The organism is Streptomyces sp. NPDC111507 (genome assembly GCF_055638955.1).
Genome location: NZ_JBVKBU010000014.1, coordinates 71,032 through 95,525 on the forward strand (window position 1 = coordinate 71,032; position 24,494 = coordinate 95,525).

At 70.1% G+C, this 24,494-nt stretch carries 22 protein-coding genes and 1 pseudogene; 14 read left to right on the forward strand and 9 right to left on the reverse strand.

Annotation, left to right across the window (positions count from 1 at the left end):
* Positions 1-15 precede the first annotated feature (15 nt).
* The 7 genes from aceE to ACZ7M2_RS38765 all read left to right on the forward strand — a co-directional run bounded on the left by aceE (position 16) and on the right by ACZ7M2_RS38765 (position 7,698).
* On the forward strand, positions 16-2,700 hold the full coding sequence (aceE, locus tag ACZ7M2_RS38735; protein WP_471599264.1) for a pyruvate dehydrogenase (acetyl-transferring), homodimeric type: 2,685 nt from the start codon (positions 16-18) through the stop codon (positions 2,698-2,700).
* Between the two features lie 89 nt (positions 2,701-2,789).
* Positions 2,790-4,004 (forward strand): 2-oxo acid dehydrogenase subunit E2, encoded by a 1,215-nt coding sequence (locus ACZ7M2_RS38740; RefSeq protein ID WP_471599265.1) that lies wholly within the window; start codon positions 2,790-2,792, stop codon positions 4,002-4,004.
* A 169-nt stretch (positions 4,005-4,173) separates the two neighbouring features.
* Complete coding sequence (locus tag ACZ7M2_RS38745; RefSeq protein WP_471599266.1) at positions 4,174-4,935, forward strand: methyltransferase; 762 nt, start codon at positions 4,174-4,176, stop codon at positions 4,933-4,935.
* Positions 4,936-5,065: 130 nt separating this feature from the next.
* Positions 5,066-5,245 (forward strand): hypothetical protein, encoded by a 180-nt coding sequence (locus ACZ7M2_RS38750; protein ID WP_471599267.1) that lies wholly within the window; start codon positions 5,066-5,068, stop codon positions 5,243-5,245.
* Entirely contained in the window at positions 5,242-5,739 is a 498-nt protein-coding gene (locus ACZ7M2_RS38755; RefSeq protein WP_352050244.1) for an Ohr family peroxiredoxin, read from the forward strand. Before ACZ7M2_RS38750 ends, ACZ7M2_RS38755 begins: the two co-directional genes overlap by 4 nt.
* Positions 5,740-6,101: 362 nt before the next feature.
* Complete coding sequence (locus ACZ7M2_RS38760) at positions 6,102-7,379, forward strand: NAD(P)/FAD-dependent oxidoreductase (RefSeq protein WP_471599268.1); 1,278 nt, start codon at positions 6,102-6,104, stop codon at positions 7,377-7,379.
* Between the two features lie 103 nt (positions 7,380-7,482).
* Positions 7,483-7,698 carry a hypothetical protein gene (locus tag ACZ7M2_RS38765; RefSeq protein WP_471599269.1) on the forward strand — a complete coding sequence of 72 codons (216 nt, stop codon included), beginning with the start codon at positions 7,483-7,485 and terminating at the stop codon, positions 7,696-7,698.
* Positions 7,699-7,788: 90 nt separating this feature from the next.
* On the opposite strand, the gene ACZ7M2_RS38770 is transcribed toward ACZ7M2_RS38765, so the two are convergent.
* From ACZ7M2_RS38770 to ACZ7M2_RS38780, 3 genes are all read right to left on the reverse strand, one after another.
* Positions 7,789-8,631 carry an alpha/beta fold hydrolase gene (locus ACZ7M2_RS38770; RefSeq protein WP_471599270.1) on the reverse strand — a complete coding sequence of 281 codons (843 nt, stop codon included), beginning with the start codon at positions 8,629-8,631 and terminating at the stop codon, positions 7,789-7,791.
* 113 nt (positions 8,632-8,744) lie between these two features.
* On the reverse strand, positions 8,745-9,695 hold the full coding sequence (locus tag ACZ7M2_RS38775; protein ID WP_471599271.1) for an alpha/beta hydrolase: 951 nt from the start codon (positions 9,693-9,695) through the stop codon (positions 8,745-8,747).
* Positions 9,696-9,994: 299 nt separating this feature from the next.
* Positions 9,995-10,264, reverse strand: coding sequence for a WhiB family transcriptional regulator (locus ACZ7M2_RS38780; protein WP_471599272.1), 270 nt, complete (start codon positions 10,262-10,264; stop codon positions 9,995-9,997).
* A gap of 384 nt (positions 10,265-10,648) precedes the next feature.
* Between ACZ7M2_RS38780 and ACZ7M2_RS38785 the strand changes: the two genes are divergently transcribed.
* Positions 10,649-11,530, forward strand: a complete 882-nt coding sequence (locus tag ACZ7M2_RS38785) for a sigma-70 family RNA polymerase sigma factor family protein (RefSeq protein ID WP_471599273.1) — start codon at positions 10,649-10,651, stop codon at positions 11,528-11,530.
* Positions 11,531-11,632: 102 nt separating this feature from the next.
* Here ACZ7M2_RS38785 and ACZ7M2_RS38790 read toward each other — a convergent pair whose 3' ends face one another.
* A complete protein-coding gene (locus ACZ7M2_RS38790; RefSeq protein ID WP_471599274.1) occupies positions 11,633-11,866 on the reverse strand; it encodes a hypothetical protein in 234 nt (77 codons plus the stop codon).
* Positions 11,867-12,057: 191 nt separating this feature from the next.
* Here ACZ7M2_RS38790 and ACZ7M2_RS38795 point away from each other — a divergent pair.
* Together ACZ7M2_RS38795 and ACZ7M2_RS38800 are read left to right on the forward strand one after the other, a co-directional pair.
* Positions 12,058-12,221, forward strand: a pseudogene (locus ACZ7M2_RS38795) (RNA polymerase subunit sigma-24); the annotation flags it as partial.
* A 430-nt stretch (positions 12,222-12,651) separates the two neighbouring features.
* Positions 12,652-13,167, forward strand: coding sequence for a hypothetical protein (locus ACZ7M2_RS38800; protein WP_471599275.1), 516 nt, complete (start codon positions 12,652-12,654; stop codon positions 13,165-13,167).
* 248 nt (positions 13,168-13,415) lie between these two features.
* On the opposite strand, the gene ACZ7M2_RS38805 is transcribed toward ACZ7M2_RS38800, so the two are convergent.
* Positions 13,416-13,811: a nitroreductase/quinone reductase family protein gene (locus tag ACZ7M2_RS38805; RefSeq protein WP_471599276.1), complete on the reverse strand. Its 396-nt coding sequence runs from the start codon at positions 13,809-13,811 to the stop codon at positions 13,416-13,418.
* A gap of 924 nt (positions 13,812-14,735) precedes the next feature.
* Between ACZ7M2_RS38805 and ACZ7M2_RS38810 the strand changes: the two genes are divergently transcribed.
* On the forward strand, positions 14,736-18,113 hold the full coding sequence (locus ACZ7M2_RS38810) for a GH92 family glycosyl hydrolase (RefSeq protein WP_471599277.1): 3,378 nt from the start codon (positions 14,736-14,738) through the stop codon (positions 18,111-18,113).
* A gap of 93 nt (positions 18,114-18,206) precedes the next feature.
* Here the strand turns inward: ACZ7M2_RS38810 and ACZ7M2_RS38815 are convergent, their stop codons facing one another.
* A complete protein-coding gene (locus ACZ7M2_RS38815; protein WP_471599278.1) occupies positions 18,207-18,689 on the reverse strand; it encodes a VOC family protein in 483 nt (160 codons plus the stop codon).
* 159 nt (positions 18,690-18,848) lie between these two features.
* On the opposite strand from ACZ7M2_RS38815, the gene ACZ7M2_RS38820 reads away from it, so the two are divergent.
* From ACZ7M2_RS38820 to ACZ7M2_RS38830, 3 genes are all read left to right on the forward strand, one after another.
* Positions 18,849-20,075: an epoxide hydrolase family protein gene (locus tag ACZ7M2_RS38820; RefSeq protein WP_471599279.1), complete on the forward strand. Its 1,227-nt coding sequence runs from the start codon at positions 18,849-18,851 to the stop codon at positions 20,073-20,075.
* Positions 20,076-20,276: 201 nt separating this feature from the next.
* Complete coding sequence (locus tag ACZ7M2_RS38825; protein WP_352051625.1) at positions 20,277-20,930, forward strand: ATP-dependent Clp protease proteolytic subunit; 654 nt, start codon at positions 20,277-20,279, stop codon at positions 20,928-20,930.
* A 1-nt stretch (position 20,931) separates the two neighbouring features.
* On the forward strand, positions 20,932-21,534 hold the full coding sequence (locus tag ACZ7M2_RS38830) for a ClpP family protease (RefSeq protein WP_388528179.1): 603 nt from the start codon (positions 20,932-20,934) through the stop codon (positions 21,532-21,534).
* A gap of 69 nt (positions 21,535-21,603) precedes the next feature.
* Here ACZ7M2_RS38830 and ACZ7M2_RS38835 read toward each other — a convergent pair whose 3' ends face one another.
* The 3 genes from ACZ7M2_RS38835 to ACZ7M2_RS38845 form a co-directional block, all read right to left on the reverse strand.
* Positions 21,604-22,086 (reverse strand): helix-turn-helix domain-containing protein, encoded by a 483-nt coding sequence (locus tag ACZ7M2_RS38835; RefSeq protein ID WP_471599280.1) that lies wholly within the window; start codon positions 22,084-22,086, stop codon positions 21,604-21,606.
* Between the two features lie 105 nt (positions 22,087-22,191).
* The gene (locus ACZ7M2_RS38840) at positions 22,192-22,713 is read right to left on the reverse strand and encodes a DinB family protein (RefSeq protein WP_168500816.1); all 522 of its coding nucleotides are present in this window, start codon (positions 22,711-22,713) and stop codon (positions 22,192-22,194) included.
* 235 nt (positions 22,714-22,948) lie between these two features.
* Positions 22,949-24,292, reverse strand: coding sequence for a diacylglycerol/lipid kinase family protein (locus ACZ7M2_RS38845; protein ID WP_471599281.1), 1,344 nt, complete (start codon positions 24,290-24,292; stop codon positions 22,949-22,951).
* Positions 24,293-24,494: the final 202 nt, after the last annotated feature.

A 24,494-nucleotide genomic window follows, 5' to 3' on the forward strand; every position in this document is an offset into this window, starting at 1 on the left:
ACAGGAAAGACCCACATGACTGACCCGGCCCGGCCCGCTGAGCCCTCGACCAGCGAACTCGACCAACTGCCCGACCGCGACGCCGAAGAGACCGCCGAATGGCAGGCCTCCCTGGAGGCCGTCGTGCGCACCGCGGGACCGGACAGGGCGGCGTATCTCCTGCGGCGCGTGCACGCCTACGCGACGAAGGCCGGCGTCCCCGTGCCGGCCCTGCTGAGCTCCGACTACATCAACACCATCCCCGCGTCGGCCCAGCCCGACTACCCCGGCGACCTCGCCATGGAAGCCCGGATCACCGCACTCAACCGGTGGAACGCGGCCGCGATGGTGACCCGTGGTTCCCGCCTGGGCCTGGGCGGCCACATCGCCACGTACGCCTCGGCGGCCTGGCTCTACGAGGTGGGCTTCCACCACTTCTTCCGCGGCAAGGAACGGGACGGATCCGGCGACCAGTTGTACGTGCAGGGGCACGCCTCGCCGGGCATCTACGCCCGGGTGTTCCTCGAAGGGCGCCTCCACGAAAGGGAGTTGGACGGTTTCCGCCGCGAGACCGACGGCCACGGACTGCCGTCGTACCCGCACCCGAGGCGGCTGCCGTGGCTGTGGGAGTTCCCCACCGTGTCCATGGGGCTCGGCCCGCTCGCCGCCGTCTACCAGGCCCGCTTCAACCGCTATCTGCACGACCGGGGCATCAAGGACACGTCCGGCTCCCGGGTGTGGGCCTTCCTCGGCGACGGGGAGATGGACGAGCCCGAGTCGACGGCGGCGCTCGCGCTCGCCGCTCGGGAGGGCCTGGACAACGTCACCTTCGTCGTCAACTGCAATCTGCAGCGCCTGGACGGGCCCGTACGGTCCGGCTCCAAGATCGTCCAGGAGCTGGAGGGACGCTTCCGCGGAGCGGGCTGGAACGTGGTCAAGTCCTTGTGGGGCGAGGCCTGGGACACTGTCCTGCGCCACGACACCGACGGCTCACTCGTCCGCCGCCTCGGCGAGGTGCCCGACGCGCAGATGCAGACGTACGCCACCCGCGACGCCGCCTACATCCGCACGCACTTCTTCACCGGTGACCCGCTCTCCGGCATCGCGGCAGGGCTGAGTGACGCCCAACTCCTCGATCTCTTCGGGGAATCACGCGGCGGCCACGAGCCGCTCAAGGTGTATGCCGCATACCGCGCCGCGACCGAACACCGCGGACAGCCCACCGTCGTTCTCGCGCAGACCGTCAAGGGCCACACCCTGGGGCAGGGCTTCGCGTCGCGCAACGCCAACCACCAGATGAAGAAGCTCACTATGGACCAGTTCCGCGACATGCGCGACACACTGGATCTGCCCATCCCGGACAGCGCGCTCAGCGGCGACCTGGTCCCGTACTGGCATCCGGGCGAGAACTCTCCCGAGGTGCAGTATCTGCGCGACCGGCGCACCACTCTGGGCGGCCCCGCCCCCGCGCGCATCGTCGTCCCCAAGCCGCTGAAGCAGCCTCCCGCGCGACCCTTCGAAGCCCTGTACAAGGGGTTCGGCCAGCAGGAGGTGGCCACCACCATGGCACTGGTCCGCCTGGTCAAGGACCTGATGCGGGACGAGGAGACGGGGCCGCGCTGGGTGCCGATCATCCCCGACGAGGCCCGGACGTTCGGCATGGAGTCGCTCTTCCCGACGGCCGGGATCTACGCCCCGCAGGGGCAGAACTACGAGCCGGTGGACGCCGACCAGTTGCTGCACTACCGCGAAGCCAGGAACGGGCAGTTGATCGACGAAGGCATCACCGAGGCCGGTTCCATGGCCGAGTTCACCGCCGCGGCGACCTCGTACGCCACCCACGGCGAACCGATGATCCCCTTCTACATCTTCTACGCGATGTTCGGATTCCAGCGCACCGGCGACCAGTTCTGGGCGCTCGCCGACCAGATGGGGCGCGGGTTCGTGATCGGTGCGACGGCCGGCCGTACGACGATGACCGGCGAAGGTCTGCAGCACGCCGACGGCCACTCCCACCTGCTGGCCTCCACCAACCCGGCGACGGTGAGCTACGATCCGGCCTTCGCCTACGAGATCGCCGTGATCGTCAAGGACGGTCTGCGGCGGATGTACGGGGAGCGACCCGAGGACGTCTTCTACTACCTGACGGTCTACAACGAGCCCAAGCGCCAGCCTGCCATACCGTCGGGCGCCACGGTGGAAGAGGGCATCCTGCGCGGCCTGTACCGCTTCCGGGAGGCGGACGCGGACGCCACCGGGCCCCGGATTCAGCTGCTCGCCTCGGGCACGGCGATCCACTGGGCGCTCGAGGCACAGCAACTCCTCAGCCAGCATTGGGGTGTTCGCGCCGACGTGTGGTCGGTGACCTCCTGGACGGAGCTGCGCCGGGACGCGCTGGACGCCGACCGGGCCCGGCTCCGCGGCGAGGAACGCGTCCCGTACGTCACCCGGGCGCTCGACGGGGCCGCGGGTCCGGTCCTCGCGGTGAGCGACTGGATGCGTCAGGTACCCGACCAGATCAGCCAATGGGTCGCGCAGGACTACTCGTCGCTGGGGACCGACGGATTCGGCCTGTCGGACACCCGGGCCGCGGTGCGCCGCTACTTCCGGGTCGACGCCGAGTCCATCGTCGTCGCGGCGCTGGACCGGCTGGCCCTGGCCGACGAGATCGACCCCGCCATGGTCGCCAAGGCCCGCGATCGCTACGGCTGGAAGGGATGACCGGCCCGACCGGGCCTGCGGTCGCCGACGCCGGACGAGGACCTGGGGTGCGACGGCGCCCCGCGACGACACGAGGAGCACGCACCATCATGACCGTTTCCGTTCCCCTCCCCGCACTGGGCGAGAGTGTCACCGAAGGCACTGTCACGCGCTGGCTCAAGAATGTCGGAGACACCGTCGAGGCCGACGAACCTCTTCTGGAGATCGCCACCGACAAGGTCGACACCGAGATCCCCTCCCCCGCCGCGGGCGTCCTGATCAGCATCACCGTGACCGAGGACGAGACAGTGGAGGTCGGAGCCGAGCTCGCCGTCATCGGCCCAGCGGAAGAGGCTCCGCCACTGCCCGCCGGCGACCTCAAGTCTCCGGGCCCTGACGAGACCATGGCGCCCGTCCCCGAGGCGGCACCGCCCGTGCCCGCGCCCGACGCGGCACCGCCGGCGCCCGTCCCGTACGTGGCACCGCCCGTGCCACCTGCGCCGCAGCCCTCGGCGCCACCACTGTTCCTGCCCGAGACCCCGGCGCCCACGGCGGTGACCCGACCCGTACCGGCCGCCCCCTCCTCGTCGCTGCGGGGCCAGACCGCCCCATTGACCCGCATTCGCAGGCTCATCGGCGACAACCTCAAGAAGGCGCTGCAGGAGCAGGCGCAGCTCACCACCTTCGTCGAGGCCGACGTCACCTCGCTCATGCGGCTGCGCTCGCGCGCCCGGGAGGACTTCGCGGCGCGCACCGGCGTCAAGCTGTCCCCCTTCCCGTTCTTCGTCAAGGCGGCCGCCCAGGCGCTCAAGACCCACCCTGTCGTCAACGCGCGGCTGGACATGGACGCGGGGACCATCACCTATTTCGACACGGAGAACATCGGCATCGCGGTCGACACCGGCAAGGGTCTGACGACCCCGGTCATCAAGGCCGCGGGCGACCTGAGCATCGCGGGGATCGCCCGCGCGACCACAGCACTCGCCGACAAGGCCCGCACCGGCCTACTCACCCCGGACGACGTCTCGGGCGCCACGTTCACCGTCTCCAACACCGGTTCCCGCGGCGCCCTGTTCGACACGGTGATCGTGCCCCCCGGCCAGGTCGCCACGCTGGGTGTCGGCAACGTGGTGAAGCGTCCTGCCATCGTGGAGGCTGCCGACGGCGCGGCGGCGATCGGCATCCGCGACATGGTGTTCCTGTCGCTCTCGTACGATCACCGCCTGGTGGACGGTGCCGACGCGGCTCGCTATCTCGGCACTGTCAAAACGATCCTCGAGTCCGACGCCCTCGGTGCGGACCTCATGCCGGTCACGCGGTCCTGACGTCGCAATCCGCTCTGCTGAGCAGCGGAATCCGCGCTGCTTCGAAGGCCCCGGTCGTCTCATGGCGCCGGGGCCTTCGCGGCGCGTGCGTCGGTTCCCTACCGAAACACACGGTTGTCACAAAAGCGAAGTGCCGCCGGTCTTGGTGTGTATGCACACAGTCATCTCCGTGGCGCCGGATCCTGCGCCCGCGCTGAACGAGTACGCCGTCAGCGCCGAGTTCTACGACGTGCTCCAGGCCCAGCAGGACGAGCTACGGGTCCACCACCTCTACGGCGACGCCGTGCGCGGTGCCCGCCTCGGCGTCCTGGATGTGGGCGCCGGAACCGGTCGTGTCACGTGGATGAGTCTGCGCGAATCCAGGGTGGGCGTGCACGCCGTCGAACCCGCTCGGGCCATGCGGACCTCTCTGATGACACATCTGGCCTCGCTGCCCGCCGAGTCGAGGACACGCGTCACGGTTCATCCCCACCCGCTCGACCGGGCCGGGCTGTGCGACGTCGCGGACGTGGCCGTCTGCCACAACACCGTCGCCTGTCTGGCGCCTGCCGTGCGCCGCGCCCTGTGGCCGTCGCTCGCCCACGCCCTCGTCCCCGGCGGCACGCTCCTCCTCCAGCTCCCACCAACTCGCCTCCCCGGCAAGGACGTCGTGCGTCACTTCCCTGCGCAGCAGGTCGGCCGGCACGAGTACGGAGGGCGCATGGTGATGTCGGCCGACGGTGCGCGGATCCGCGCACGGTTCGACTACTGGGTGCGCGCGGGACGGCGCGTACTGCGCGAGCACACGGAGACGTTCTGGATGTGGCCGGCCTCGCGCGCGGAAGTGATCGGCGAACTGCGCGCGCACGGCTTCGTGCCGCTGCCCGACCCCACCGACGAGTCCGTGCTCGCCCTCGCTCTCGACAATTCAGGGCCCGGCTCGCCGGGATGACCGTCCCCCTCCGGGCAGGAATGCCACTCGCCCACAACCTCGTGGCAGCCCGGATGTCACAAGAACGCGTACTCGTCGGTCAACCAGTCATCCGGCATCCGGATGTCCCCTGACCAAAGGACAGCGCAACGTGACACATGTCGTGAGCGACGCGCAGGCGCCCGCCCGGCAACGGGACTTCTGCCTCGCCGGCCGAGAGAAGATCCCCCCACCCGCGGGCGGTGACCCCACCGCGTCCCTGCCCTATCTGTACGTGTCACCAGGCATAGGCCCGTGCCCGTGCCACGACAACGCCGGAGTCATCCTGTGACCGAGCAGTTCCCGTTGCCGAACCTGTCCACGGAGAAGGACTACGTGGGCACGGCCTTCTCCCCCATCTACACGACGACCGTGACCGTGAGCGGCGGCGTCGCCTCCCACGGGCGCGCCTCCGGCCGGGCAGTCTCGTCCGACGGGGCCCTCGATCTCGACCTGCGCATGCCCGCCGAACTCGGCGGGGACGGCCGGGCGACCAATCCCGAGCAGCTGTTCGCCGCCGGTTTCGCGGCCTGCTTCCACGGAGCTCTGAGCCTGGTGGCGCGCCAGGAAGAACTCGACCCCGCCGCCATCTCGGTGGACGCGACCGTCTCCTTCGGACGGGATCCGGACGACGGCGGCTATCTGCTGCACATCGCTCTGGTGGTGAACTGGCCGGAGGTGGATCCGGAGATCGCGACCCCGCTGCTGGAGCAGGCCGACTCGCTCTGTCCCTACGCGCGTATGGCGTGGCGCGGCACTCCGACCACCATCAGGCTGGCTTCCTAGGGCGGGCTGCCGGCCACCGTTCGCCGACACCGGTGGCCGCGCGGACCCGGCCGCCGCGGCGGTGCGGGAGGGCGTCGGCGATGTCGCCGGCGTCCGCCCGGACCGCGCCCCAGTCACCGTGGACGGCGGCGCCCCCGAGGTGGCGGAGCAACATCGGCTGTCAGCGGGGCCGGCCGGCGCAGCCCTCTCGGCACCTGTATGACCAAGCAACACGTAAAAGTGTGACAACCGTGTGATCCCCGCTTGCCCTCACCTCACACTCGCGCCCGCCGCTCCTGTCACAAGATGGACGATCACCCGGTCTGAAGGTTGAGTCGCGCACCATGCCTCCCGCCATGGCACGACCGGAAACGAGGAACTCCATGTCTGGTGTGAATCCCTTTGTGATCGTCGGAGGCGGCCTGGCCGCGGGCACGGCCGTGGAGGCCCTGCGCGAACGCGGCTACGACGGCCGCCTCCTCGTCATCGGTGACGAACGGGAGAGGCCCTACATCCGGCCCCCGCTGTCCAAGGGCTATCTGCTGGGCAAGGAGGACCGCGAGTCGATCTACGTCCACCCCGAGAACTGGTACGCCGACCACGACGTCGACCTGCTGCTCGGCACGACCGTGCGCACCGTCGACCCGCGCGCGACACTGGTCGAACTGGAGGGTGGCCGACGCATCGCGTACGCCAGGCTGCTGCTCGCCACCGGCTCGACGCCGCGCCGTCTGCCGGTCCCCGGAGCCGACCTGGAGAACGTGCTGTACCTGCGCCGGGTCGGCGACAGTGATCGGCTCAGGGCCGCCTTCACCGAAGGCGCGCGAATCGTGGTGATCGGCGCCGGCTGGATCGGCCTGGAGACGGCGGCCGCCGCCCGCCTGGCCGGGGCGGAGGTGACGGTCCTCGAGCACTCCGAGCTGCCGTTGCAGAAGGTCCTGGGCCGGGAGGCGGCCCAGGTGTTCGCCGGTCTCCACACGGAACACGGAGTGCGCCTGCACCCCCACGCGGAGGTCGAGCGCATCACCGCGAGCGACGGCCGCGCGGACGGGGTGCTGCTCGCCGACGGAACCCACCTGCCGGCCGACGCCGTCGTCGTGGGGGTGGGCATCACACCGAACGTCCGCCTCGCGCGGGAAGCCGGCCTGGAAGTGCGCGACGGCATCGTCACCGACGAGCATCTGCGCACCTCGGCGCCCGACATCTACGCCGCGGGAGACGTCGCCAACGCCTACCACCCTCGGTACGGCCGTCATCTGCGCGTCGAGCACTGGGCCAACGCACTCCACCAGCCCCGCACGGCGGCGGCGAGCATGCTCGGCGAGCACGCCGTGTACGACCGCCTCCCGTACTTCTACACGGACCAGTACAACCTGGGCATGGAGTACACGGGCCACACCGAACCCGGCGGAAACGACCGTGTGCTCTTCCGGGGCTCGACCGACAAGCGCCAGTTCATCGCTTTCTGGATGTCGGGGAACCGCGTCGTCGCGGGGATGAGCGTCAACGTATGGGACGTCATCGACCCGATCCGCGCGCTCATCGAGTCCGGGGCCGAGCTCGACGACGACGCCCTCACCGATCCCGCCGTACCGCTGAACAGCCTTCTGCCCCGGTCGGAGTCAATGACGGACCAAGCGCTCGCACAGCAGCAGGCGTGAGCGTTCCCGCGATGGCCCGTCGACAGAGTCACCCCGTCGCGGATTTCCGCCTCAGCCCGTACCAGCCCTCTCTCCCGCCGTCCCGCCGAGACAGGACCACACGATGACGACCACCTCCCCCACCCCGCTCTCCGTCGCGGACCTCGCGAGGTCTCTGGCCGCGGAGGCCGTCTCTCTCACCGCCCGCATCTCCGAACTGCGAGGCACCCTCGCACGGCTCGACGTACAGATGCAGTCGGTGTCCGACGCCCTGAAGCAGCTTCGGGCCGCCGACGCCGAGAAGGCGCCCGCGTCACCACACCCTCGCGGCGCGCCCTGAGCTCCGCTCACGAGTCGACGCCGTGGGCACGCGGGCAACGAAGGGTGGGGCTGCCAACTCGCAGCCCCACCCTCAGAATTTGATGCCGCGTCAGCGCGCGGCTCCCGCCGCCGCCTCGACGACGCGGACGACCTCACCCGGCCGCGAGACGCTCACGGCGTGCGACGCCCGTACTTCGGTGGTGTACGCGTGGGCACGGTCGGCCATGAAGAGCTGGGCCTTCGGAGGAATGTTGCGGTCCTGGGTGGCCACGAGGACCCACGAAGGAATGGTCTTCCAGGCCGGCTCGGACGCGGCCTCCTCCAGGGCGGTACTGGTCACCGGTCGCTGGGTGACGGCCATGATGTCGGTGGTGCTGCGCGGGACGTCGGCCGCGAACTGGTCGTGGAACGTGACCTGTTCGATGTAGAGGTCGGTGCCCTGGGAACCGTCGGGCAGTGTGGCCGGGGCGGGGCGCAGGGCCTCGCCCAGAGTGCTGCCGGGGAACTTGCCCGACAGCTCGACCGCGCTCTCGCCCTTCTCCGGCAGAAAGGCAGCGATGTAGACCAGCGCCTTGAGGTTCTTCACACCCTGGGCGGCGTCGCTGATGACCGACCCGCCGTAGGAGTGTCCCGCCAGCACCACGGGCCCGTCGATGTCTGCCAAGACCTCCTTCAGATAGGCGGCGTCGATGCCGAGCCCGCGCAGCGGGTTGGCCGCGGCCACGACCGGATAGCCCTCCCTCGACAGCCGCTGCACGACACCGTTCCAGCTGCTGGAGTCGGCGAACGCGCCGTGGACGAGAACGACGGTCGGCTTTCGGCCGGGCGGCGGAGAACCCTTGCCGGAGCGCGCCGGCGCGACCGACGTGGCAAGCAGAGCCGCGGCGACACTTGCCGTGGCCAGGAGGGAGAGAGGGCCGCGGGCGCGTCGGGGCAGAGAAGGTCGTTGCATGGCGGGGCCTTTCGGACTGGAGACTGCTTCGTCCGTCCGGTCGGACGGAAGCGCGGGTGAGGGGTTGGCGCACGGCCGGGGAGGGCCGCGCCGAGGAGAACGCCGGGTGCGTGTCAGTCGTCGTGGAGGGCGGTGCGCAGGCAGCGGACGGCCTGCTGCACGGCGGCGTCGGTGGCTCGCGTGTCCCGCACGGGGTTGAGCATCATGAAGTCGTGCAGGCTGCTGTTGTAGCGAATGCTGGTGGTCGGCACGTCGGCCTGGGTCAGCTTGCGGGCGTACGCCTCGCCCTCGTCGCGCAGAACGTCGTTGTCGTCCACGAGCACGAGCGCCGGCGGCAGTCCCTGCAGGTCCTCGAGCCGGGCCCGCAGCGGCGACGCCGTGATCTCCGCGCGCTGCGCCGGGTCGGTGGTGTAGCAGTCCCAGAACCAGGCCATCGCCTTCGCCGTGAGGTAGGGGCCGTCCGCGAACTCGCGGTAGCTCGGGGTGTCCTGGCCCGCGTCGGTGACCGGGTAGTAGAGCGACTGGTGGACGAAGGTCACGTCACCACGCCGCTTGGCCATGAGGGTCAGCGCGGCCGTCATGTTGCCGCCGACGGAACCTCCGGCCACGGCCATGCGGGAGGCGTCGAGGTCTTCCCTGGCGCCGTTCGTGGTGACCCACTGGGCGGTCGCGTACGCCTGCTCGATGGCGACCGGATACTTGGCCTCCGGGGACCGGTCGTACTCGACGAACAGCACGGCGGCCCGCGCGCCGACGGCGAGTTCGCGGACCAGACGGTCGTGGGTGCCGGCGTTGCCGATGACCCAGCCCCCGCCGTGGACATAGAGCACGACCGGCAGGGTGCCTTCGGTGTCGGCGGGCTTGACGATGCGGACCTGGACGTCACCGACGTCGGCGGGCACCGTGATCCATTTCTCCTGCACATCGAGCTTCTCGACGGGCGCGGACTGCAGATCGTCGAGCACCTTCCGCGCGCCGTCCGGGCCCAGTTCGTACAGGAACGGCGGGGTGGCCGTCGCATCGGCGATCGCCTGGGCAGAGGATTCGAGTACGGGACGGTTCATGTTCCTCCTCCATGTATCAGTGGGATCACGTACCGCGTCTACTGTCATGACCGTTGACCCGTCGAAGGTGTGACATCGATGTGAAACGGTGTTTGTCAGTGCTATCAGTAGGCGACTTCCTTCTGCTGTTCCGCGCGCACGGATCGGCATGCCGTTCGCGCGAGCGTGCAGGACGAGGTCGCGGTCATGCGGTTGGAGAAGGAGGGCCTGACGTCTGGTCACGACGAAGAGCTGAGAAAGCCGTACAGACAGGTCTCCCCAAGGAAAAGGGACCAGTGATGCCGGGGCGGCGCCGGCGTTCAAGCAGAGGTGCTCGCCTCGGCGCGGTCGCCGCGTGCCCTGCGACGTCGCACGGCACGGCGTTCGGCATCCGTGGTTCCGCCCCAGATTCCCTCCACGGCTGCCACGTTCAGCGCCCAGCCCAGGCATTCCCGCATGACGGGGCAGGTGTGGCACACGGCTTTCGCCTCGTCGATCTGGTCGAGTGCCGCGACGCTGCTGCTCGCGCCGATGGGAACGAAGAGTTCGGGGTCCATGCCCCGGCAGATGGCCAATTCACGCCAGTCCATGAGCTTCCTCCTGTGCGGAAAGGTGGATGGGTTCGCAAGCGCACGGTGCGGTGTTGTGCCCCACGCCGGGGAGACGCGAGCGCGGGACCCCGCACCACGTGGAAGCCGCTCCCGGCGTTCGCCCGCGTGCACGACAGGTGACACGTTCTTTGCGCTGAACCGTTGTGGCCATGGCTGTGAGGTCGCTTGGGGGCGCAATCCTGCCTGTGCCGCTCAGAACAGCGTCACGGTCTCTGACACGTGAGACCGGGCGGACCGTGCTTGTGTGACACCGAAGCGCCGGCCGGTTCGGCATCCGAGGCACACCGCCGCGGTCGCCGCCGCGATGTCACAAGACCTGTGCCTGCCTGGTCTCGTCTTTTCGAGACGGAGAAGGAGGCGGGCATGGAGTTTACCGACGGGGCGCTGCCGATCGGGGAATTGGTGGCCGAGCGGCGTCATCTACTGGATGTTGCGCTCTGGATGCTGAGCAGTGGCGGTGAGGCCGAAGCAGTGGTGGATGAGGCCTATCGGCAGTGGTACGGACTTCCCGAGTCGAAGCAGGCGGTCATCGAGGAACCCCGCGCGTGGTTGTCACACGTGGTGGGCGGGATCTGCCTGGAGCGCCTGACGCGGCCGGGCAGGCGGCGGCGTGGCGGGCCCGCTACGGAGCCGAAGGACGCGGCCGGTGAGCAGCGGCGCATGCTGGAACAGGAGGTCAGCACGGTGCTGTTGGGGGCGCTGGACGCGTTGTCCCCGGCCGAGCGGGCCGCGTTCGTGCTCAATGATGTCTTCGGAATGGCGCCCGGAACGGTGGCGACCATCGTCGGGCAGTCCGAGCCGGAGTGTTCCGAGCTGGCGGAACGGGCCCGGCGGAGTCTACGGGCCACGCGCGGGCGGCCGACGACACCGGAGCAGCAGGACGCGGTGGTGTGCGAGGTGCGCGAGGCGTGCACGCTCCAGGATCCGGAGCGGCTGATGGAGGCGCTGGCGCAGGACGTGACGGCGTTCTTCGACGGCGGCGGCAAGGTGCGGGCCCAGGTACGGCCCGCGCACGGGCGGGAAAAGGTTGCACGGAGTCTGCTGACACTGTTGGCCCCGCGTCCGCGCACAACGGTGGACCCGCACTCCGTCAACGGGCGGACCGGGCTGGTCGTGCGCTACGACCGGCGGGTCGCCGCGGTCATCAGCCTCGACCTCGCCGGCCCTCAGGTCGTTCAGGTCTGGGTCGTCGTCAACCCCGACAAGCTACGTCCCTGGAACGAGGCCGCTCCCAGCTACCGCTGACGCACCCACGCCATGCCGGTGCGGCCGGCGAGGACATGCCACGGCGGCCGCACCGGCGCGGGAGCGGCCCGCCTCGCCCACATCTGACCGGGATCGCTCCCCTCACACGCCGAGCGCGGTCTCGTACCGCGAAGGCGAGTCGAGGAACGCGGCGATCTTGCTCGGGTTGAACACCCACATCACCCGGTGAACGCCTTCAGTCGAAGCCGCCACCGTCATGAACGTCGTGGGGCGGCCACCCCGGAAGAGCAGCGCCCCGCTACGTCCGTTCGCCTCGACGAAGCGCACCTCCACCTCGCCCCAGAACCTCGGGAACGCGGTCGACAGATTCGCCACCCGCGCACGTCCAGCACCGGAACGCGAGCGGCGCCGCGCAGACCGTTGCCTTCGGCAGACTCACGGCCCCGGGTGTCAACAGCGCCTCCAGCGAGGCGACGTCACCCTGCCGTGCCGCCGCCACGAACGCCTCGAGCAGGCGCCTGTGCTCCCCCGCGTCGACGTTCTCGCGCTGTTCGGACGCGAGGTGCTTGCGCGCCCGGCTCAGCCCCGTGGCCTTTCTGTCGAGCGCGACGACCCGGCTGGCGATCAACGTGGCTAGTCCGCCCGTGTGCGCTGGGAGACCTACATCGGCCCGTGGATGCCGGAACCGCTCGACACGAGCAGCGATCCGGACGTGGGCGCGCAACGGGCATCCCAGGTTTGTGACAGATCCGCCGGGAAATTTTGGCGCCGTCGATCGGAATCGGACAGAGGGGATGTTCGGACACCTCGTTCGCGCCGAGGTCGGCCCCTGCGCCCACCATCATCGGAACGAAACGTTGTCACAACGTGTCCGGGCGGCCCTGGCGTCACCGCGAAACTCCTGGCCCGGACCACCGTCGGCAACCAGGACTCGCATCGGCCGGAATCGCGGCGACAGGACGCTCCCAACCCTGGCTGCGACTTCGAGGAGAAGCGGATTCACCGGGTACAGCCCCAGGCACCGTGTGCATGGATCTGACGTCTTCACGGCACAAGATGGATCCCCCATATGATGGGGAGTGGTACGTGTGGGGGGGGCGGACAATTCGAGGCGAGCCGTGCCCGGACCCGATCACACGGGTTGAGGACGAGAGGAACGCATGGTGTCTGTCACCCACGCGGCACATCACATCGAGGTCACCGCCGAGAGCCTGCAGGGGGACCTGGCCCGCCTGGAGGTCCAGAAGCAGGCGCTGGAGAGGGAACTGGCCGCGGTCGTCGCCCACCTCGGCTCCGTCCAGCGGGCTCTCAGCGCCCTTCAGATCCTCATGCCGCCCGCCGGATCGAGCTCTTCGGATGCTGCGGCCGCGACGCCCGCGCCCGGCCCCTCTGTGGTGGACCCGGCTGTGCCCACGGCCGCACCCCAGGACCAGGGAGTCGCGCCGGAGTCCTCCGAAGTGACGGGCGAGCAGAACAAGTACGGCAAGCTCACCGAGCAGATCCTGGACTACTTCTCCGGGGCCGGCGACACCGACGTACGGGCCCGCGATGTCGCGGCGGCGCTCGGCCGGGCCACGGACAGTGGGAGCATCAACGCGGTCCGCAGCACTCTCGACCGGTTGGTCGGCACCGCGCGGATCCGTCGCACGGGCCGCGGCCTTTACCGTGCCGCGTAGGTCATAGGCCCGGCGCGGCCAGGGTGCCGATACGGCACGCGATCCGGGCTCGGGACGAGGCTCAACCGTAGCGTTCTTTCGGCGCCGCTCCGGGCGCGTTCAATCCCTTTGAATATGATCGATCTCGCACTTGCCGAACAGCTCCGAAGTGTGGGCACGGAAAGACACGCAAAGCCCGTGCCCACACTTTTCCGGAACAGGCACATGGGAATTCCGTGCCGGGCTCGCAATTCCCCGCACGCCGGTGATCAGTCCGTGAGATCGACGCGCACCGTCGTCAGACCGGCGCCCATCGCCCGCACCGCGGCGCTGTTGAACCGCGGCAGGCTCTTCAGTCGCGCGCGGGCGTCGTCGTCGGGCATCACATGGGCGGTCCCGGTGTACCAGCGACCCCGGACGCGGACCCGGACCCTCGGGTCCGCCTGGATGTTGCGCACGTACTGCGAACGCTCGCCGTACTCGCTGACGAACCAGAACTCCCGTCCCATCAGACGTCCGCCGACCGGGGTCCGGCGCGGCAGCCCCGAATTGCGTCCCTTGGTCTCCAGCAGGGTCTGGATCGGCAGGCGCTTCAGGAGCGGATTGCCGATCCACCGCTGGAACGACGTGACGACGCGGTATTTCCGTTCGGGGTTGCGGGACATGCGGGGTCCTCCTGCTCGGTGCCGGGCACCATTGTGCGGGACCCCGCGACCGTCTCACGACCACCGTCAGGGTTGCGTTTCGATCAGACGGTTGAGGTGGCGGCGCGCGTCCTCGGTGCTCGGCGGGGGTGCCTGCCGCAGCCGTTGCGGGGCAAGACCGTCAGCGAGGGCGGGCAGCGGACCGTGCAGCCGTCCAGGCCGTCGGAGCCGAACTCCCCTTCGGTGACACCTCGTTCGGCCAGTTCGCGGATCTGGGTGCGCCAGGCGTCGTAGCACTCGGCCTGACCGCGGGCGAAAGCATGGTCCGGGTCCTGGCCCGTCGCATGGCTATGGCTATGGCTATAGCCATGGCTGGGTCTGGGTCTGGGGTCTGGGTCTGGGTCTGGGTCTGGGTCTGGGTCTGGGTCTGGGTCTGGGTCTGGGTCTGGGTCTGGGTCTGGCCATCGTGGCCGGCATCATCCGGGCACACGACGCCACACTCCCGGCGCTGATGTTCCCCGGGTGCAAGGCGCTGGGTCCGGGCAGCGGGGTCGCGACGCGAACAACCGCGCCTTGCCCCTGTCTTTGGTGAGGTGTGCTCGTGGCCGCGAGCGCAAGGAGCCTTCGCCGAGACGGCCACTCCCTCAGGGCTCGGCACGGCACCTGGCCGGTCCGGCCGGCCTCGGGATCACGACACTCGGAGCATCCCTCTGTGAACTTCGCGCTCAGAAAGTCTTGTTGGCCTCGTTGACATGCCGCAAGCACTCGCGTTTCACTCGACTCTCGTGCATGGCAACGTTGTCAGGCCGTCGGAGCGACCGACGCCGTTGCCCCTCGCTGGCGTTTTCCGTTCCCCGAGGACGTCAGCACCGATGTGCGAATCGTGAACCGCTGCGGAGGCAACCGATGGTCAGACCTCGACGTTCTACGGCGCCACGTGACCGAATGAGATTCCGCCAACGCCTGGCGGTGGTGTCCGTCCTGGGCATCGCCGTACTCCCACTCCCGGCGATCGGGAGCGCCCATGCCGCGAGCGCCGCGACGCCGGCCCTGGTGAAGGACCCCGCGTCCCTCGTCAACCCCCTCATCGGTACCTCCGGTGCGGTGGACACCTTTCCCGGCCCCGACATGCCCGCCGGCATGGTGCAGTGGGGTCCCGACACGACGCCCGACCGGCCCTCCGGCGGCGGCTACGAGTACAACGACAACAAGATCTCCGGCTTCAGCCTCACCCATGTCTCGGGCCCCGGCTGCGGCGTCGCGGGCGACCTGCCCGTCCTGCCGGTGACCGGCGCGCTGTCGGGCAAACTCGGCGACACGTCCGTCGGCTTCAGCCACGGCGACGAGCAAGCGGGTATCGGGTACTACAAAGTCACCGACGCGAACGGGGTGAAGACCCAACTGACCGACACCACCCGTGCGGGGCTGGGCACCTTCACCTTCCCCGCGGGCCAGCAGGCGAACCTGCTGTTCAAGCTCAGCGGGGGTGCCACGCAGGTGGACGGAACCCGAGTCCAGGTGGTGAACAAGAAGGAGATCAGCGGCTCGATCGACAGCGGTCACTTCTGCGGCGCGAGCAACAGGTACACGCTGCATTTCGACATCAAGTTCGATCGGCCGTTCACCGCGAGCGGCACCTGGGTCGGCAGCACCATCAACCCCAGCGCGACGTCGCTGAAGGCGGGCAAGGCTCAGCAGAACCTGCAGACGCATCCGTCGAGACCGCTCAAGGAGAAGCACTTCACCGTTCCCGCGGCGCCCTCCCCGACCGTGCACGGGAGCGGCACCACATCCTCGAGCAGGCCGTCCCCGGCGCCCAGCGCCGATGCGGGGTCCGGGGCATCCACCACGAGCAAGGCCGCCGTCGAGCCCCCCACCACGGGGGCGAACGGCATGTACCTGACCTTCGACACCTCCTCGACCCCGACGGTGAGGGCGAAGGTCGGCATCTCGTACACGAATGACGCCAACGCCGCGGACAATCTCACCACCGAGATCAAGAACTGGAACCTCGGCGCCGTCGAGCAGGCGAACCACGACGCCTGGAACGCGGTACTGAACAAGATCCGGACCGGCGGCGGATCCTCGGACCAGCAGGTGCAGTTCTACACCGCGCTCTACCACGCGCTGCTGCACCCCAACGTCTTCTCGGACGACAACGGCCAGTACATGGGCATGGACAACCAGGTCCACAAGCTGGCCAAAGGCCAGCAGGCCCAGTACGCCAACTACTCGGGCTGGGACACCTACCGCTCCCAGACCCAGCTGATGGCGATGGTCGAGCCCAAGGTCACCAGCGACGTCGTCACCTCGATGCTCAACGGCTACGACGAGACGGGCCTGCTGCCCAAGTGGGCCTCGAACAACGGCGAGAGCTATGTGATGGTCGGCGACCCCGCCGCCGGCATCATCGCCGACGCGTACGCCTTCGGCGCCCGGAGCTTCGACACCGACAAGGCACTCGCCGCCCTGCAGCACGAGGCCACCGCCCCGAACAACGACCGCCCCGGCGAGTCGGTGCGGGACTCCAAGGGCTACCTCCCGCTGGACGAGAACGACTACGGCTGCTGCAACTTCTACGGCCCGGTCTCCACGCAGCTGGAGTACGACTCCGCCGACTACGCCGTCGCCGCCTTCGCGAAGTCGCTGGGCAAGACGGCCGTGTACGAGAAGTTCGCCACTCGTGCCCAGGACTGGATGGACGTCTTCAACCCGCAGACCGGCTATGTCCAGGGCAAGAACAAGGACGGCCAGTTCGCGACCGGTTTCACCCCCGGCACCTCCAACGGCTTCGTGGAGGGCACCTCGGCCCAGTACACGCCGATGGTCCCGTTCAACCTGCAGCAGCTCATCCAGGCGCGCGGCGGCGCCAAGGCGTACTCGTCCTTCCTGGACAGCCTGCTCGACAACATCACGCGCCCCGGCAACACCGACGCCGACCTGAGCAACGAGCCCAGCGTGGAGATCCCCTGGGAGTACGACTACACGGGCCAGCCGTGGAAGACCCAGGCGGCCGTCCGTCAGGCCCAGCAGAACCTGTACTTCAACGCTCCGGTCGGCTCGTTCGGCAACGACGACCTCGGCGCGATGAGCTCCTGGTACGTCTGGTCCGAGCTGGGCATGTACCCGGAGACTCCGGGCACGGACACCCTGGCGCTCGGCAGCCCGGCGTTCCCGGTGGCCAAGGTGACCTTCGGCAACGGCAAGTCGGTGCAGATCACCGCGCCCCAGGCCGCACCCGACGCGCCGTACGTGCAGTCGCTCGACGTCAAGGACAAGGAGTGGACGACCTCCTGGCTGACGTACCAGCAGTTCGCGGGCGCGGGCACGGTCGACTTCACGCTCGGCACCGAACCCGACACGTCCTGGGCGTCCGACCCGTCGGCGGCGCCGCCGTCCGACACCACGGGCGGCGACCGGGTCCTGGCGGCGACCGGCCCCTCCAGCGACGGCCTGGTGCTCCAGCCGGGCGCGTCCGGTGACGGCACACTGGACCTGACCAACCTCGGCGGCAAGGCCGTCACGGTCGACTGGACGGCGACGGCGCCCTCCGGCGTCACGCTGGACACGACATCCGGCTCGGTGACGGTGCCCGCCTCGGGCAGCGGCGAAGCGAAGGTCCACGTGACAGCGGGCGCGGACGAGGGAACCTTCCCGGTCACCTTCGCGCTGACCGACCACGGCACCGGTACGGCCGTGAGCGGGGCCACCCTCCGCGTGGCCGTGGCCAAGGCCGGTGCGCTGTGGCCGTACGACACCAACGAGGGCATCTACCCCGACGGCGCCCGCTACTCGGGCGGCTTCGACGGCGGCGGTTGGGCGTTCTCGCAGAACGCGCTGTCGGCGGCGGGTGTCACGAGCGGGTCCACCGCCACGGTCGACGGCGTCTCCTACACCTGGCCGACGGTGACGTCCGGTCAGCTGGACAACCTGGAGATGGCCGGCCAGACCATCCCGATGCCGGCCGGTACGTCGGGTGCGTCGCTGGGCCTGTTGGGCTCGGCGGCCAACGCGCCGACCGACGGCAGCGGGGTCTCAGGCACGGTGACCGTCGCCTACACCGACGGCACCACCTCCCAGGCGACCGTCGGCTTCTCGGACTGGACACTCAACGGCGGGTCGAGCAAGCCGCTCCCGGGTGACACGACGGCCGTCACGACGGCCTACCGGAACACCGGGAGCGGAGGCCGGGACAACGTGAAGACCTACGTCTTCGCCACGAAGGTCCCGCTCGACGCATCCAAGCAGGTGGCGTCGATCACGCTGCCCGTGACGGGCTCGACGGGCACCGGCCACCTGTTCGCCTACGGCTTCGGCCAGTAAGAGCTCGGCACACGCCGACGAATTCGGGCCGGTTCCCGGGCATGAGCCCGGGAACCGGCCCCACGCGGGCCGGCCCGTCGTGCCGGCGGTCCGCTACTCGCCCGCGTACGCCTTCTCCAGGACCGCGATGTCCAGCTTGGACATCTTGTACATCGCCTGGGTCGTCCGGACCGCCTTCTCGGTGTCCGGGTCGCTGATCAGGTCGATGAGCCGGCTCGGGACGACCTGCCAGGACAGGCCGTACTTGTCCTTGACCCAGCCGCAGGGACCCGCCTCGCCGCCGTCCTCGACGAACTTGTTCCAGTAGTGGTCCACCTCCTCCTGGTCGTCGCAGTGGATCTGGAACGAGATGGCCTCGTCGAACGTGAACTGCGGGCCGCCGTTCAGCGCGACGAACTTCTGTCCGTTGGCCACGAAGTCGGCGGCCATCACGGAACCGGCGGTGCCATGCTCGGACTCGGAAAAGCGGACGATCCTGCCGAGCTGGGAGTTCTTGAAGATCGAGACGTAGTAGTGCGCGGCCTCCTCGGCCTGACCGTCGAACCACAGACATGTGGTGAATCCGTCGGCGGACATACGTACCTCCTGCGGCGGGAAAAGTTTCGTCATCTCTTTCGACCGATCGTCGTCCCAAAACTCATCGGCGTCGCGCGGGATTCTTTCGCCGGGGGGGAAGGCGGCGGCCGATCGCGTCGTTCGCCGCGCACTCCAAGGGGCGCTATAGCATGCGCGGACATGACTTCCTCCGCTGATCACTCCAGCCCTTCCTCCGCCTCGGACAGCGCGCGCATCGAGCCGTTCCGTATCGACGTCCCGCAGAGCGACCTCGACGACCTGCACCACCGACTCGATCGCACCCGCTGGCCCGACGAACTGCCGGGGGTCGGCTGGGCCTACGGCGTCCCGCGGGAGTACCTGCGCGAACTCGTACGGTACTGGCGGCACGACTACGACTGGCAGGCGGCGCAGGCACGGCTGAACGCATGGCCGCAGTTCACGACGGAGATCGACGGCGCGCGGATCCACTTCGCGCATGTCCGTTCCCCGGAGCCGGACGCGACCCCGCTGGTCATCACGCACGGCTGGCCCGGCTCGATCGTCGAATTCACCGACGTCGTCGGCCCGTTGACCGATCCGCGCGCGCACGGAGGCGATCCGGCCGACGCCTTCCATCTCGTCGTACCGAGCATTCCCGGCTTCGGGCTGTCCGGTCCCACCCGGGACACCGGCTGGGAGTTCCAACGGGTGGCCGCCGCCTTCGCCGAGCTCATGACACGGCTCGGCTACGAGCGGTTCGGCGCCCAGGGCGGCGACTGGGGCGGGGCCATCTCCCGGGAGCTGGGCCGGGCGTACCCCGAACGGCTCGTCGGTGTCCACCTGAACCTGCTGCCCGGATCGTCCGCGGCCACCGAGCCGACTCCCGAGGAACTGGCCTCGCTGAGCCCCGAAGAACGCGAGCGCACGCTGCTGTCGTGGCGACGGAGTCTGGAATGGCGCCGTGAGGAGGCCGGTTACGCCGAACTCCAGGGCACCCGGCCACAGACCCTGGCCTACGCGCTGACGGACTCTCCCGTCGGTCAACTCGCCTGGATCACAGAGAAGTTCAGGGCATGGACGGACGCGAAGGACCGCCCCGAGGACGCCGTCGACCGGGACCTGATGCTGACCAACGTGATGCTGTACTGGCTGACCGCCACGGCGGGGTCCTCGGCCCGCATCTACTACGAGCGGGCGCACGCGCACTACTGGGGCACCGCGCCCGAGCCGTCGACGACGCCGACCGCCCTGGCCGTCTTCCCGCACGAGCCCCAGGTACCGCTGCGGCACATCGCGGAGCGTACGAACAACATCGTGCGGTGGACGGAATTCGACCGGGGCGGACACTTCGCCGCGGCGGAGCAGCCCGAGCTGCTGGTCGAGGATGTGCGGTCCTTCTTCCGGGACCTGCGCACCGACGCCTGAGCACGGGTCGGACACCTGAGCCCCGGTCCCCGCCGGGGCCGCCGGTGACGTCGGTGACGCGGGTGGCACCCGTGACGGCAACCCCGTAGCCCCTCTGCCCGTGGCGAATCTGCTGCGGGCCGAGAAAGCTGATCCGCCAGGCCCTTCGGTCCGAGAGTGGGGAGCGCGGCGACGCCAGCCGCGCCACCACGAGGAGGACCGATGACTCCACTCATCACCGGCCGGTACCCGGCCCACGCACCGCGCGCCGAGGACGGCGACACCCCCGCGACCCGCTTCGACGACCATCTGGCCGCCCAGCTGCTCGCGCAGCGCATCGTCCTTCTCGGCACCCAGGTCGACGAGGTGTCCGCGAACCGGGTCTGCGCCCAGCTGCTCGTGCTGTCGGCGGAGGACCCGCGCACCGACATCAGCCTGTACATCAACAGCCCGGGCGGATCGGTGACCGCGGGGCTCGCGATCTACGACACCATGCGGCTGATCCCCAACGACGTCGCGACCCTCGCCATGGGATTCGCCGCGAGCATGGGACAGTTCCTGCTCAGCGTCGGCACCCACGGCAAGCGCTACGCGCTGCCCAACGCGCGGATCATGATGCACCAGCCGTCGGCGGGCATCGGCGGCACCACCGCCGACATCGAGATCCAGGCGCAGAACCTGGAGTTCACGAAGCAGGCCATCGAGCGGATCACCGCGGAGCACACCGGCCAGAGCGAGGAGACGATCTCCCGGGACGGCGACCGCGACCGCTGGTTCACGGCCGAACAGGCCAAGGAGTACGGCATGGTGGACCGGGTCGTGGAGTCGCTCGACGACGTCCGCCCGGCCGCGTCACGGCGACGGATGGGGCTCTGACATGGGTACGTACACGATTCCGAACGTCGTCGAGCGGACCCCGCAGGGTGAGCGGTCCTACGACGTCTTCAGCCGGCTGCTGTCCGAGCGGATCATCTTTCTCGGCACCGAGATCGACGACGGGGTCGCCAACGTCGTCATCGCGCAACTCCTCCATCTGGAGTCGTCGAGCCCGGAGAGCGAGATCGCGATCTACATCAACTCGCCCGGTGGGTCGTTCACTTCGCTCATGGCGATCTACGACACGATGACGTTCGTACAGGCGCCCATCTCGACGTTCTGCGTCGGCCAGGCGGCCTCCACGGCGGCGGTGCTGCTGGCCGGCGGCGATCCCGGGCGGCGGTTCGTGCTGGAGCACGCGCGTGTGCTGCTCGGCCAGCCCGCGAGTGGCGGCCGGCAGGGGACGGTGTCCGACCTCGCTCTCCAGGCCAAGGAGATGCTCCGTATCCGCGCCCAGGTCGAGGAGGTCCTCTCCCGGCACACGCACCACGACGTGCCGACCCTGCGCGCGGACATGGACCGCGACAAGGTGTTCACCGCGCAGGAGGCCGTGGCATACGGACTCGCGGACGAGGTCCTGAGCCGACGGCTCGCGACGGTCTGAGACCGGACCACCGCCAGGGCCCGCGTCCGCGGCGCGGTTCGCCGGGCAGGCCCTGGCCGGTCGGCCCGGTCAGGCGGCGAGGCACATGCCGTTGTGGTGCGAGGCCGACGGGGTGCGGCGGCGGGCGGGCCGCACCTGGGCGAGGCGGGTGAGTTCGCCCTGGGCCAGCGAGAGCAGATCGGTGAGCCCGAGGCCCAGGGCGCGCGCGGCGGCCGCGAGGACTTCGGACGAGGCCTCCTTGCGGCCGCGCTCCAGCTCCGAGAGGTACGGCATCGAGATCCGAGCCGCGTCGGCGACGTCCTTGAGCGTCCGCTCCTGCGCGAGCCGCTCGCGCCGCAGGACGTCACCCACCACGTCGCGCCACAGCGGCTCCCTGATCCTGGGCGCCCGTGGCGTCTGCCGGGGCGCGAGGGCCGGGCGGGGCCGCTGGGGCGCGTCGGCCACGGGGGCGGCGGGGCCGGTGGGACGGGTCGCCGGGCCGGTGGCCGGAGCCGGTGCGGTCGCCGGGCGGAGGGGAATGACGCGGGCTTCGTTCGGCGCTTGGTTGTTCACCCCTTCAGCCTAGAAGCGCCGAGCCACGACGGAAGGGATCGGCTCGGCATTCCGCTCTCGGGGGAATCGAGCCACGTCACCCGTGCGTCACTGCCCGACGCGCCGTCACTGTCCGACCCGCCCGTCGATCCGCTCGCGCAGGAAGTCCGCGTGGCCGTTGTGCCGGGCGTACTCCTCGATCAGGTGCACCAGCACCTCCCGCAGCGCGATCGGCTCGTCGTCGTGGGTGCCGGTGATGTCGAGGTCACGGGCCTCATCCACGAACCGCTCGGCGAAGGCCACCTCGGAGCGCCAGGTGTCCCAGGCATCCGCCACCACCTCGGGGTCGGGTACCGCGCCGTTGAAGTCGCCGTTCGGGTCGCCGTCCGAGCGGTAGTGCCGCGGCGCGTCCTGGCCGGCCAGCACCCCGCGGAACCAGGCCTGTTCGACCCCCGCCAGATGACGCACCAGCCCGAGCAGCGACATGTTCGAGGGCTCGACGGAACGCCGGGCCATCGCCTCGGCGTCCAGACCCGCGCACTTCATCTCCAACGTCAGCCGCTGGTCGCGCAGATACCCGACGAGCGTGTCCCGCTCCCCCACGAACCCCCCGTCGGAGCGCGGATCGTCGTCCGGGTGCACGAACATGTCCCACCACCCGAAGCTCCGCTCGGACGGGGTGTTCCCGGACTGGGGAGGCTGAGGAGGCTGGGGAAGTGTGGTGTCGGCCATGCCTACGAGCATCGGCGCACCGAACCCGATCCGCCACCGGTTTTCCGCCGCCCCGAAACGATGTCAAGTCGCCCGCCGTACCCGGGAGTCGGGGCGGGACCCGGCCCACGTCGATCGGGAGGAACCGGGTGGCCGGGGCCCTTCAGCCCCGTCAGCGCAGCCACTGGTCCTTCTCCGCGGGCCGGTACAGCGTCACGGCGCGTGTCACCTTGTCGAGCACCAGCCTCGGCGCCGCGACCCGGGTCACTTCGCCGTCGTAGGAGAACCGCGGGTCGCCGTGCAGCACTTCGAGCCGCAGGCCGCGCACCTGCGCCGTGGTGAGGACCCGGCTGTTGTGCAGGGTGCCGGTCAGGACGGCGAGCAGCAGCCGGGTCCTGGCCAAGGGGGTGCCGGCGTCGACGGCACGGACGTCGAGCAGTCCGTCGTCGAGCTGGGTGCGGTAGGTGGGGGCGAACCCGGCGGGGTGGTAGATGCCGTTGCCCGCGAAGAGGAGCCACAGGCGCTTGGGGCGGCCGTTGACCGAGACGTTCACGGGGCTGCCCTTGGTGAGGACCCTGGCCAGTCCGACCACCAGCGCGGGCCACTTCCCGATCCGCTGCTCCAGCTTCTCCCGGGCACCGACCAGGTCCGAGTAGACGCCGAGGCTGAAGGTGTTGAGGAACACCTGCTCCGGTCCGCCGGGGGCGCGGGCCCGCCCGAGGTCCGCGACGACCGCGTCGCCCGCCTGCACGGCTCGTACGACGTCCTCCAGGGTCTGGTTGCCGAGGTCGACGGCGAAGTGGTTGAAGGTGCCGCCGGGGAAGACCGCGAGCGGCAGGCCGAGCCGGGCGGCGATCTCCGTCGCGGCGTTGATCGTGCCGTCGCCTCCGCAGGCGCCGAGGGCGCCGCCCTCGGCCTTGGCCCGCCGGGCGGCCTGTTCCAGGAGTTCCACCAGGTCCTGGTCCTCCTGCGGCACCGTGATCTCGGCCTTGGGCAGCGCGGCGCGCAGATACGCGCTCGCGTCGGGGGTGTCGGCGCTCCAGGAGAGCCCGGAGGACGGGTTGACCACGATGTGCAGTCCGGCGCCCCCGGGCAGCGCCGGAGCGGGCCGCCGCGGGGGTGCCGCCGCGGCCGCCGCCTCCGGTTTGACCGGCCACCAGCGGGCGGTCAGCGCGGCGGCGCCGACACCGATCGCGACGCCCACGGCCACGTCGCCGGGGCGCCGGTCCCCCGAGCGCGTGCGGGCCATGGTCAGCGCCGCGGCGCCGGGCACCGCGAACAGGCCGTACCGGGGCGCTTCGAGCAGGACGCCGACGGCGAACGCGGCGGCCGATGCGACCCGGCCGGCCGCGCCCGGCGGCTGCGCCTTGCGGGCCGCGGGGCGCGCCAGCACGCGGGTCACGGCCGAGGCGATGGCGACGGTGCCGATGCCGCGCAGCGCGGCCCGGCGCGCGGTCCGGTTCCCCGACGCGCCGAGGGCCGCGGCGGCGGCGCCCCACGCGAGTCCGCCGGCCACGGTCCGCCGCCATCCGGAGGGCCCGGCCGGTCCCGTGCCCGCCCCGCCCGGCCACCACGGCGTGCCACCGCCTGTTCGTCGCCCCGTCCCGCGCCTTCTCATCTGAGGCCCACCCCTCGCGTCTCGACAACAGATCTCCTGGTCGGCAAGGTTGTGCCGCCGTTGTCCCTGTTCCCCGACTTCGCGCATTCATGGACCCCGG

Coding starts and splice junctions, on each gene's coding strand:
- aceE (WP_471599264.1), top strand. CDS start 16: ATGACTGACCCGGCCCGGCCCGCTGAGCCCTCGACCAGCGAACTCGAC.
- ACZ7M2_RS38740 (WP_471599265.1), top strand. CDS start 2,790: ATGACCGTTTCCGTTCCCCTCCCCGCACTGGGCGAGAGTGTCACCGAA.
- ACZ7M2_RS38760 (WP_471599268.1), top strand. CDS start 6,102: ATGTCTGGTGTGAATCCCTTTGTGATCGTCGGAGGCGGCCTGGCCGCG.
- ACZ7M2_RS38765 (WP_471599269.1), top strand. CDS start 7,483: ATGACGACCACCTCCCCCACCCCGCTCTCCGTCGCGGACCTCGCGAGG.
- ACZ7M2_RS38770 (WP_471599270.1), bottom strand. CDS start 8,631: ATGCAACGACCTTCTCTGCCCCGACGCGCCCGCGGCCCTCTCTCCCTC.
- ACZ7M2_RS38775 (WP_471599271.1), bottom strand. CDS start 9,695: ATGAACCGTCCCGTACTCGAATCCTCTGCCCAGGCGATCGCCGATGCG.
- ACZ7M2_RS38780 (WP_471599272.1), bottom strand. CDS start 10,264: ATGGACTGGCGTGAATTGGCCATCTGCCGGGGCATGGACCCCGAACTC.
- ACZ7M2_RS38785 (WP_471599273.1), top strand. CDS start 10,649: ATGGAGTTTACCGACGGGGCGCTGCCGATCGGGGAATTGGTGGCCGAG.
- ACZ7M2_RS38800 (WP_471599275.1), top strand. CDS start 12,652: ATGGTGTCTGTCACCCACGCGGCACATCACATCGAGGTCACCGCCGAG.
- ACZ7M2_RS38805 (WP_471599276.1), bottom strand. CDS start 13,811: ATGTCCCGCAACCCCGAACGGAAATACCGCGTCGTCACGTCGTTCCAG.
- ACZ7M2_RS38810 (WP_471599277.1), top strand. CDS start 14,736: ATGAGATTCCGCCAACGCCTGGCGGTGGTGTCCGTCCTGGGCATCGCC.
- ACZ7M2_RS38815 (WP_471599278.1), bottom strand. CDS start 18,689: ATGTCCGCCGACGGATTCACCACATGTCTGTGGTTCGACGGTCAGGCC.
- ACZ7M2_RS38820 (WP_471599279.1), top strand. CDS start 18,849: ATGACTTCCTCCGCTGATCACTCCAGCCCTTCCTCCGCCTCGGACAGC.
- ACZ7M2_RS38825 (WP_352051625.1), top strand. CDS start 20,277: ATGACTCCACTCATCACCGGCCGGTACCCGGCCCACGCACCGCGCGCC.
- ACZ7M2_RS38830 (WP_388528179.1), top strand. CDS start 20,932: ATGGGTACGTACACGATTCCGAACGTCGTCGAGCGGACCCCGCAGGGT.
- ACZ7M2_RS38840 (WP_168500816.1), bottom strand. CDS start 22,713: ATGTTCGTGCACCCGGACGACGATCCGCGCTCCGACGGGGGGTTCGTG.